This is a genomic window from Hallerella porci (genome assembly GCF_003148885.1).
GTDB classification, from domain to species: Bacteria; Fibrobacterota; Fibrobacteria; order Fibrobacterales; family Fibrobacteraceae; genus Hallerella; species Hallerella porci.
In genome coordinates this window covers 35,948-45,640 of sequence record NZ_QGHD01000020.1, presented here as the reverse complement: position 1 = coordinate 45,640, position 9,693 = coordinate 35,948, and the positions used below count along the sequence as shown (strand labels likewise).

At 45.7% G+C, this 9,693-nt stretch carries 6 protein-coding genes; 5 read left to right on the top strand and 1 reads right to left on the bottom strand.

The genetic code is table 11. The features are described from left to right. Positions 1 to 95: 95 nt before the first annotated feature. Positions 96 to 515, bottom strand: a complete 420-nt coding sequence (locus B0H50_RS09330; RefSeq protein WP_106199056.1) for a DUF6261 family protein — start codon at positions 513 to 515, stop codon at positions 96 to 98. 882 nt (positions 516 to 1,397) lie between these two features. On the opposite strand from B0H50_RS09330, the gene B0H50_RS09325 reads away from it, so the two are divergent. The 5 genes from B0H50_RS09325 to B0H50_RS09305 all read left to right on the top strand — a co-directional run bounded on the left by B0H50_RS09325 (position 1,398) and on the right by B0H50_RS09305 (position 9,623). Further along, entirely contained in the window at positions 1,398 to 2,102 is a 705-nt protein-coding gene (locus tag B0H50_RS09325; RefSeq protein WP_106199057.1) for an acid phosphatase, read from the top strand. Positions 2,103 to 2,212: 110 nt separating this feature from the next. Continuing rightward, positions 2,213 to 3,754 (top strand): carbon starvation CstA family protein, encoded by a 1,542-nt coding sequence (locus B0H50_RS09320; protein WP_106199058.1) that lies wholly within the window; start codon positions 2,213 to 2,215, stop codon positions 3,752 to 3,754. Positions 3,755 to 4,022: 268 nt separating this feature from the next. Further along, positions 4,023 to 5,411, top strand: a complete 1,389-nt coding sequence (locus tag B0H50_RS09315; protein ID WP_106199059.1) for a TolC family protein — start codon at positions 4,023 to 4,025, stop codon at positions 5,409 to 5,411. A 12-nt stretch (positions 5,412 to 5,423) separates the two neighbouring features. Further along, positions 5,424 to 6,467 (top strand): efflux RND transporter periplasmic adaptor subunit, encoded by a 1,044-nt coding sequence (locus B0H50_RS09310; protein ID WP_106199060.1) that lies wholly within the window; start codon positions 5,424 to 5,426, stop codon positions 6,465 to 6,467. A gap of 21 nt (positions 6,468 to 6,488) precedes the next feature. Next, entirely contained in the window at positions 6,489 to 9,623 is a 3,135-nt protein-coding gene (locus tag B0H50_RS09305) for an efflux RND transporter permease subunit (protein ID WP_109587610.1), read from the top strand. Positions 9,624 to 9,693: the final 70 nt, after the last annotated feature.

The window sequence follows — 9,693 nt, the reverse complement described above, 5'->3', positions numbered from 1 at the left end:
AAAATCGAGTTGAAAAAACATCGCTTTGATTTTGCTTTTCGCTTCTTCAATTTTGAAATTTCAAAGCTCTTTTTTTAGCTAACAAAAACTAAATGTCACCGTTTATTTGACAGAACCTCGCAAGCGATGCGGGCTTGTTTCATCGCGTCAGCGATTTTTGCAGAGCGTTCGTTGGTGCGAATATTGGTGTGTTTATTCACTGTATCGTTTGCAAGCTTTAATTGTTCCACAAAAATATTTAAGTGGAGTTTATTGACAAGAGATTGATGCACGGTTTCTAAATCTTTGATAAACCCCAGTAATGCGCCTGTTTCTTTATTGAGTTGATCGCGCCCGCAGATTTTATAATCAATGATATGCTGATTTAAAATAACGGCAGCTTCTGTGTAGTCTTTTAAAGGGAGAGTTAAATAGGCTTGGACCGCTTTTTTATAGCCGGCATAAATTTTATCGCGAAGAGCATCTGCTTTGGAAATTTCATCGGTAGCTAAGCTTTTTTTGAAATGGATGAGCATTCGCACTCTTGTTTAACGGCGATTTGCAAAGCTTTTACTTGTGCGGGGAAAGAATTTTGGATGTTTTCGTCGGCGAAAGCACGTTCCCAAAAATCCTTCATAAACAAAAAATGTGCTGCGTTGTTGACATTGGTCAAAGTAAATGACCGAATCTGACTCATGTGAACCTCCATCGAGTGTTTGTGAATTGAAACATTTATTCCCAAAATGACCACACAAGGGTAAAATAGGTCAAAATTTATGATTCAGTTACAGAAATACTGTAAAATTTTGATTGCATCGCTTATGCAGCGGTGCAGGAAGTATTCAAAAGCCATTTGAAGTGTCTATGCAGCATTGTACGAAGAGTTCAAAAGGCATTTGAAGTGTCCATGCAGCATTGCACGAAAATGAGGTTTGCGTCCGAAGGGAAAGCCCGCGTGGATTCAATTTATAATGGATAATTAACAATGCATAATTAGAGAGTTAGGCGCTTCGCGCGGGGAAATGCAAGATCTTAGAACTTAGATTTTAGAGCTTAGAATTTCTAAGTTCAAAGTTCTCAGCTCTAAGTTCTCAAAACCCCGCACGGCTTCGCCGCCATTATTTCCTGTGCATTGGCTAATAATGCATAATTGATAAAAGTTAGGCAGCTTCGCTGCTATTTATAACAAGCGCGCCAAAGGCGCGCCTAATTCTCAATTGTACATTGTGCATTGGCTTACGCCCATTACGCTGCGGCTCGGTCATAAAAATGAGCAAGCTCATTTTTGCGATTCTCACCTTGCTATAATTGTTAATTGTGCATTGAAACTACGCGGTAATGCAAGATCTTAGAACTTAGATTTTAGAGCTTAGAGTTTCTCAGCTCTAAGTTCTCATTTTTTGTTATTTTGAGTTTCGATGAAAAAACTTCTTCTCTGTCTTTCTTGTCTTGTCGCTTTTTCCTTTGCCAAAGAAAAAGTGGAATTTGTTTCTCCCGAAAAATTGCCGGTCGTCAAAGAATTTATGCCGGCGCCTGCGTATCCGGGGAGCTTGGGCTATTCTGCAGATAGCTTGTATTATTTATACGGGAAATCGTTACGGCAGACGAAAGGCGATTCGGCGATTCTTTTTGCGCAGAATAAACTCAAAGCGATGTTGCGTTTTTACGGCGATGTCATCGGGCTTTCTTTGAATGAAAAAGATTTTCCAGAAACCGCAGTGCTTATCCGCAGCGTTTTGAAACAATCGAAACCGGTGACGAAAGCGGCGAAAGAAAAATTTGCGCGTCATCGTCCTTATCAAGATTTCAAAGAACCGACATTAGTTCCCGAAGAGGAATCGCCGACGAATTTTACTTCGTATCCTTCGGCGCATTCAACGCAGGCTTGGCTCGTTTCCCTTGTCTTTGTGCTTCTCGATCCCGCGCATCAAAATGAAATATTAAAACTCGGTTATGATATTGGGCAAAGTCGTGTCATCGCAGGATTTCATTATCAAAGCGATGTCGATGCCGCCCGCGCTATCGCAAGCGCTATTTTCGCACGTCTTTGTGCGGAACCCGAATTTTTGAACAAGGTGCAAAAAGCCAAAGCGGAAATTGAGAAAAAACGAAATTCTCGTTAACGCATTTTTATGGAGAATAAGTTCTGTGCCGTTTTCATAACGGCACTTTTGTTTTGCTATTTTTGGGACGCTTTTCGGGGAATCGGCCCCCAAGCAAGCTAGGAAAGAAAATGATTACATTCCTTATCGGTGTCGCAATTTTAATCGGCGGCTATTTTACTTACGGAAAATTTGTGGAGCATGTTTTTCATCCAGACGATAGGCAAACGCCTGCGGTAAAGCATCCCGATGGCGTTGACCGGATGCTTTTACCTCACTGGAAAAATATGCTCGTACAGCTTTTAAATATTGCGGGCATCGGCCCTGTGATCGGGGTGATTCTCGGCATTAAATTCGGCGCAATCGTTTTCATTTTACTTCCGATTGGAAATGTTTTTGGCGGTGCTGTGCACGATTATTTTTCGGGCATGGTGAGCATTCGAAACGACGGTATGAACGTGCCTGCGTTAGCGCATAAATTCCTCGGACGCGTTCCAGCGAAACTCGTGATGATTCTTATCTCGGTCGCTCTTATTTTTGTGGGCGCTGTTTTCACGAATACGCCGGCTGGTCTTATCAATACGCCGATTTTCGTGGGCGAAGGCAATACATCGCCGACGATTTTCTGGGTCGCAGTCGCTTTGATTTTCGCTTATTATTTTGCGAGTACATTCTTCCCAATCGATAAAATTATCGGGCGCATTTATCCGATTTTCGGCGGACTTTTAATTCTCGCTTCGATTGGAATTTTCGTGGGCATTGCTCCCGAGCTCAGCGTTTTGGATGAATTTAGTTTTAGCGATTTCGCAGGAAACTTCCACAAGCATCCTGCGGGTCAGCCGATTATTCCGATGCTTTTTGTGACGATTGCTTGCGGGATTATCAGCGGTTTCCATAGCACGCAGAGCCCGATTGTCGCGCGGACCGAACGCACGGAACGCACGGGCCGTCAAACATTTTACGGGATGATGATTATCGAAGGTTTAATCGGAATGATTTGGGCTGCGGGCGGTATGTTTATTTATCACAAGATGCCGGAACTTTTGAGCGGTGCTTCGGGAGTTCGCGTTTTGAGCGAGCTCGTTTCGACGGTTCTTCCGTTTGCGCCGATTTCGATTCTTGTGGTGGTGGGCGTGATTATTCTTGCGATTACGAGCGGTGACACCAGTCTTCGCAGTCTTCGTTTGACGATTGCCGAACTTTGCAACATCGATCAGACGAGTGCAAAAAATCGTTTGCTTTTGACGATTCCGATTTTTGCGATTTGCGCAATTCTCATTTTCTGGAGCAATTTGAATAAAGATGGATTTAACATTTTGTGGAATTATTTCAGCTGGTCGAATCAGGTGATGGCGGTCTGCAGCCTTTGCGTGACGGTCGTTTACTTGCGTGCGAAGAAGAAAAATTTCTGGATTGCTCTTGTGCCGTGTCTCTTTATGACATTTATTGTTTGCGCATACATCTTCTGGGTGAGTCCGGAAAATTTGAAAGGCGCTCCTCTCGGATTCGGTCTTCCGTATAAAATCGCTTTGATGTTCGCTATTCAAGATGCGTTAATTCTCGGCTTCTTGCTTTGTTCCCGCGGAAAGGCGCTCGAACAAGAGATTAAAGAGAAAACATTTGAACCGGATGAATGGGATTCGAAAAAGGAATTTCAGAAGTCGGAAAATTAACTGCAGAAAGCCGCGCGAAGCGCGGCTTTTGCGTTCTCGGTGGTGAAGATTTGCAGACTTGTTTTTTGCGGAAGCAAGGAATGTGAGCGTGCGCACAAAGTATTAAATTGAATGATGATTTATTTAATCCGTCAATTCCGCTTATCCATACTTTTTTGCTTTTCGTCATACCAGTCTGCAAATAGGCAAATGTACCCTTTTTTGTAATCAAATTTTTTCTAATTTGGCAGCGCTATAAAATGGAAAACCCTAAACACAAAGAAAACGAATGAATCGAACCGTAAAATTACTCATCCTTTCAAGCGCTATCCTTGCGATGCCTGCGTTTGCAAAGTCTGCTTATACGCGTGACGATGCCGTCCGGATCGCTTTGGAAAATTCTCCTGACATTAAATCTGCCGAGCAGGATTTGGCGTCTGCAGAGTCTCAGGTGACTTCTGCTTACGGAAGTGCTCTTCCGACTGTCGACCTTAGCGCCACATACACGCGCACATTCGGCGTTGGAGATGTAAAAAAGAATTCCGCAATTAGCGATATGCTCGATGACGCCGCCACCAAAAACGAAGAAATGCTCGCCGGCGTTTTTGACAATTACAATTACGCGATGGCGAAGATGGGCGGTTACCGCTGGGGAACGCAAATCGGCATTACTGCGACCCAAGTGCTTTACGCGCAAGGTAAAGTTTCGACCGGTACCGAAATTGCAAAATCTTACCGCCGCGTGAGCGAACTCAGCTTGGAAACGGCGAAGCAAGATGTGCGTTACAATGTCGAAGTCGCTTTTGACGAACTCATTTATTTGGATTCGGCAATCGTGATTCTGCAATCGACAATCGATCAGCTCCAAGAAAACTTGGACTATGTGACGCAGGCAGTGCAGAGCGGTCTTGCTACCGAATTGGATCTCATCCGCGTGCAAATCTCGATGGATGAACTCCAAACGAATTTGCAAAAGACGCAAAAGAACCGCATCATCGCGCGCAATTCACTTTTGAATACCATGGGTCTTCCGTGGGATGCCGAAGCCGAATTTAACGGCGACCTTCGCGATCCGAAAAACGGTTACGCTGCTCCAGATACGGTGATGGAAAATGTGCGCAAGCGCCGCAAAGAACTCGCGCAACTCGATGAAAGCGTCAAAATGTACGAAAATAACATCGACATCGAAGCGGGCGATTACAAGCCGACTCTCGTTCTCGGCGGTTCTATTACTTATCAAGATGGCAATAACGATTTCTTCAAATGGTCGGCTCCGGATTGGGACGATAACATTTCGAAGAGAATCTATTTGAATTTCTCGATGAACCTTTTCAATGGGATGAAGACCCGCGAAGCGGTTGTGCAAGCGAAGACGACTTTGCGCAAAACGCAAATTCAGCGTGAAAACGCCGACCGCGGCATCCAACTGGAAATGGAATCGGCGAAGAATACTTTGGAAGATGCTGAAAATCAAATTGAAATTCAGCAACGTCGCGTAGAACTCGCGCAAAAGAATTTGGACATGACCGAAGCGGCGTATAAAGCTGGCCGCGAAACTCAGCTTAACTTTTTGGATGCGAACATGAGCCTGAAAAACGCTCGCTTGGATTATCTTTCTGCGATCGTTGATTGGAATAAGGCCTATAACGCAATGCTCAAAGCCACCGGAGAATATTAAGAGAGGAACCGTATGAAGCAAACATTTAACACCAAACTGATTGCCGTTTTCGCACTCGCCATGCTCCTCGCCGCTTGCGGAGAACAGGAAGAAGCTAAACAAGCCGCTCCGACGATGGAAGAAATTCAGGCGCAAAAAGGCAAGCCTGTTCGCATTGTCACCGCAAAAGACGAAAAGCTCAACGATTACCGCGAATTTAACGGAACGATTGAAGGTTCTCAGCAGACGGATGCGATTGCAAAACTCAGCGACCCGATTTCTAAAATCAATGTGCAAGTCGGTTCGAATGTTTCGAAAGATCAAGTTCTCGCAGAATTTGTCTTCACCGGCGATAACTCTGCTTATCAACAAGCCGAAGCGCAAGTGAAGCTTCAAGAAAAATCCCTCGCCCGTATGAAAGAAGTGCAGGCGAAGGGCGGTATTTCGCAACAAGAAATCGATAATACGCAGACGCAGCTCGATGTTGCGAAAATGCAACTTGAACAAGCTCGCCGTGCAACTCTCGTCCTCGCTCCGGCTGCGGGAACGGTGACGGATGTCCGCTACAAAGTGGGCGAAGTCGCAAATGTCGGCTCGGTGATGTTCACCATTGCAAAGCTCGACAAAGTGATTATGAAGCTCGATGTGTTGACTCAAGATATCGGTTACTTTAAAAAAGGCGCAGAAGCGACAATCAATTTGAACGGCGAAATTTTCAAGGGTAAAGTTTCGATGGTTCCGCTCGCTGCTGATGCCGAAACGCGTTTCTTCCCGGTTGAAATTACCTTTGCAAACAAAGGCCGTAAACTTCTCCCGGGTATGTTCCTTACCGCAAGCATTCATACGCGCACGGTCAAGGGCGTAAGCATTCCGAACGACGCAGTTGTTTACAATAACGGTGTGAACTTTGCTTGGACCGTTGACAAAGACGGCAATGCAAAGCGTAAACTCATCCGTCTCGGCGTTGTGGGCAACAATACGACGCAGGTTCTTTCGGGAATTGAACTTGGCGACCAAGTGATTTATGAAGGTCATTCTAAGTTGAATGATGGCGACAAAGTCCTGATTATGGAATAACCGAAACCAGGAGATTTTTGCATGATCAAGGCAAGTATTTATAAACCGATAACCATGTTGATGGTTATTTTGACCGTGGTCGTCTTCGGTATTTATACCTATAGTATGATGCCGGTCAACATGCTCCCGAACTTTGAAGTGCCGGTGGTTACTGCCACGGTGAAGTACACGGGTGCAAGTCCGGACGAATTGGAAACGACCGTGATTAAGCCGGTCGAAGACCAAGTGGAATTGATCGATGGTATCGACTATGTGAAAGCCATCGCTCTGGAACACTACGCCGTTTTCGTCATCTTCTTTGAAATGGGAACTGACGTTGACGTGGCTGCTTCGGACGTGCGCGATAAGATTTCGCAAGCGGCTGCAGACTTCCCGGATGCTGTGGAAAGCCCGATTATTTCGAAGGTGGACATTAACGGGGATGCAATCGTGAGCTTTGCGTTTACCGGCCCGATTTCTTCTTCGGAATTACGTCAAAAGGCTGATGATGAATTGAAGCCGATTGTGACTGCGACTCCGGGCGTTGCAAGCGTTGACCTTTTCGGTGGTACCACGCGTCAGATTAACGTGGAACTCCGCAAAGAAGATATGCTTTCTCGCAAAGTGGATCCGGTCACGGTGATGGGAGTTCTTCAAGGTGCAAACTTGAACTACCCGAGCGGTGATATTCGCGGTCTTCGTAAGAATACGAGTTCGCGTACGAAAGGTAAGTTCGCAACAATTGATGAAATTCGCAACATGGAAATCCCGACGGCGAACGGAATGATTCGTCTTTCGGATATCGCTGATGTGAAAGACTCGATTGCAGATATTACTTCTTACTCGCGTTATAACGGCCAAAGTTCCATCGGTTTCGACATCAAGAAGAGAACCGAAGCGAGCGTGGTGGCTGTGGCAAATGCGGTCATCAAGAGAGTCGATAAAATCAACGCAACCCTTCCCGAAGGCTTTAAGCTGAACTTGGTGTATAACCAAGCAGAAAAAGTCCAAGAATCTTTGGATAACGTGATTTCGAACATTATGATCGCTATTGTTTTAACGGCTATCATTTTGCTTCTCTTCCTCGGTAAATTCAGTACGATGTTCATCGCCGCTGTGACGATGCCGATTTCGGTGATCGGTGCGTTCACGCTCATGTACTTCGCAGGTTTCTCGATTAACTTGATGACTTTAATGGCGCTTTCGAGTGCGGTCGGTCTTTTGGTGACGAACTCCATCGTCGTTTTGGAAAATATTTCTGCAAAACTGGAAACAGGTCTAGATCCGAAAGAAGCTGCCTACAAGGGAACTTCGGAAATCATGGTCGCTATTATGGCTTCGACGTTAACAAACGTTTGCGTGTTCGTGCCTATCGCCTTCATGAAATCCGTCATGGGTTCGTTCTTTAGATATTACGGCTTGACGATGGTTTTTGCGACGGTCGTTTCGCTCCTCTTAACGTTTACTTTGACCCCGCTTATGGCGGCTTACCTCTTCAAAGGCAAGAAGAAAAATGCTGACGGAACGATTATGGAAACGAAGCCTTCGATTCTCGATCGTGTGCTCGGTATCTTCCCGAAGATTATTAACTTCTTCCGCGCCATTTATTTGAAGACTTTGTCTTTCGCCCTTTCGATTCCGGGTGTGCTTTTCCAAATCATTGTGTTGGTTGGACTTATCTACGGCACATTTATGTTGGTCACGAAATTCATGTCTGTGGAACTGATGCCGCAGAGCGATGAAGGCGTTATCAAGGTGACGATTGAAATGCCCGCGGGTACCAATGTGGAAGCAACCGACAGTGTTGTCCAAATCGTGGAAAGCCGCATTAAAGGAATTCCAGAACTCAAGCGTTACTTTGTTACCGTTGGTGGTGAAGGTGGTTTGACTTCGGTGAACGAAGCGACGATGCGTATCACTCTTATCGACAAGAAAGATGGTCGTACTCGCAATACCGATGAGGTGATTGACTCTTTGCGTTTTGTTCTCTCGGATATTCCGGATGCTTACATTAGTTTGAAGAGTTCAAGTACTACGGAAATGGGCGGTGGCGAATCGGGCGACGTCGTTTTGGAAGTGCGTTCTTTGAATGCGGACTCGGTGATTCGCGCTGCTGAAATTGCGAAACATTATGTGACGCAAATTAAAGGTGTCACCGAAGTGAAATCTTCGCACGAAGCGGGGAAACCGGAAATTTCGTTCATCCCGAATCGTCGTGCTTTGGCAGATTACGGTGTGACGGTGCAAGGCGCTGCCAATGCGGCTTACATCTACGTCAGTGGTTTTAATGTGAACCAATATACCGAAGACGGTGAAGAATACGATATTAACTTGCGTCTCCGCGAAAGCGACCGTAAGAATCGTCAAGACATTTTGGACCTTCCGATTCTTACTTCGAAGGGTTACGTCCCGATGAGCGCACTCTTCAATGTCGAAAACTCGCAAGCGGCAACGCAGATTTTACGTAAACGCAAGATGCGTATGATCGAAATTTCGATGAACTTGCAACCGGGCTTTACTACGGGTCAAGTCATGAGCCAGATTACCGCGGATTCCAAGAATTGGGGTCTTCCGGAAGGTGTTGAACTCGGTTTCGGCGGTAACGCAGACATGCAAGACGACATGGTGCAAGAATTCTCGGTCGCCATTGTTATGGCAATTCTCTTGACCTACATCTTGCTCGTCGCATTGCTCGAATCTTTCGCTCAGCCGTTCGTGATTCTTACGACCATCCCGATGGGTGCAATCGGCGTGATTCTCGCCTTGATCTTTACAGGGCGTCCGCTTTCCCTCGTGGCATTCATGGCAATCGTGATGCTTATCGGTGTGGTGGTGAACAACGCAATTCTTTTACTGGATGCAGCAAACGTCAATATGCGCCATAATGGAATGGGCCGTCGCTCTGCAATTTTAACGGCGGGCAAAGATAAATTCCAACCGATTATGCTCGCTTCTGCTGCATCGATTATTGCTCAGCTTCCTCTTGCCTTCGGTATCGGTGGTGATATTGCAACATCGACTCAGCCGATGGGTATCGCGAGCGTCGGCGGTCTTTTGATCTCGGCAATTCTCACGATGTACTTAGTCCCGACTTTCTTCTGGCTTCCGAACGCAATCTTCTCGAAAGTTAAAAAGCAAGCCGCTGTGATTAAAGCGAAGCGCAGTGCAAAAGCCTAATTCAATTTCCCCGTCTTAGTGCGGGGATTTTTCATGAAAAAGAAGTGTGTTTCAAACGCACTTCTTTTCT